This is a genomic window from Brachyspira sp. SAP_772 (genome assembly GCF_009755885.1).
Lineage (GTDB): Bacteria > Spirochaetota > Brachyspiria > Brachyspirales > Brachyspiraceae > Brachyspira.
The window spans coordinates 1-902 of record NZ_VYIX01000071.1; the positions used below are offsets into that span (position 1 = coordinate 1).

The 902-nt window shown below is 28.4% G+C and carries 1 pseudogene; it reads right to left on the reverse strand.

What is annotated here, in order from left to right:
* Positions 1–902: pseudogene (locus GQX97_RS12635) on the reverse strand (alpha-2-macroglobulin); the annotation flags it as partial.

Here is a 902-nt window from a genome sequence, read left to right on the forward strand (position 1 = left end):
TTTCTTTCAACATTTGGAGTATATTCTGTATTATTATTGTAGCCGAATAAGTTTTTATATTTATTAGTGTAATTTCTAAACTCTAGAGTTTCATCATATCTATATACTTGTTTATTTACAAATAAGAAAGGTATAATATTTTCTTTATCAACGTATCTGCTTTGTATATAAATTGTATTAGGGTTCATTACCTGTACAGGAAGTTTTACTCCTTCATAAGCTTCTACAACACCCATTCCAGAAGGTATTGAAACGCTTGGGTTATAGTCTGTAACATTTAATGTAATATTTTTCTCTTTGCCTAAAGTTTGTCCGTAAATATCTTTTAAGCTTCCTTTGATTTTTATATTATAAGTGATATTAGGGTTAAATCTAAGTGAATAAAGTGAGAAGCTTTTAGAAGACCATGAGTTTTGTTCTATTTCTTCTTGTGTAGGAAGCTGAATTTGCGGGCTTATTTCMATATTTTTTATTAAGTCAGCCCATTCTACTCTTGTACTGAATTTTATTTCTGGAGCTTTTGGAGAATATGATGCTGTTACTGTTTGCTCTTCTTCTCCATTAAAATAAAAATTATCATGTGTAGAGAACTTAAAACTATCATTGTCTGCTGTGCCTAAGTTTCCATTTATAGCAGCAAGTCCTTCTTCTATATATACACTTATTTCATCATCTTTGTTTAAAGCCTTTTTAGGTTTTATAACTAATACCTGATTTAATTCATATTCATTAGTTTCCCATTCTCTTAAATCTTCTATTTTTGCATATCTAACATCAAAATCTATCTCTCTATAATTAYTGCTTGATATTAATTCTATTTTCTCTTTTGCACTTTGCAAGTATATTGGCATATTATAATAAATAACTATATTAACATCTGTAGGAAGGTCTGATTGTCTGTC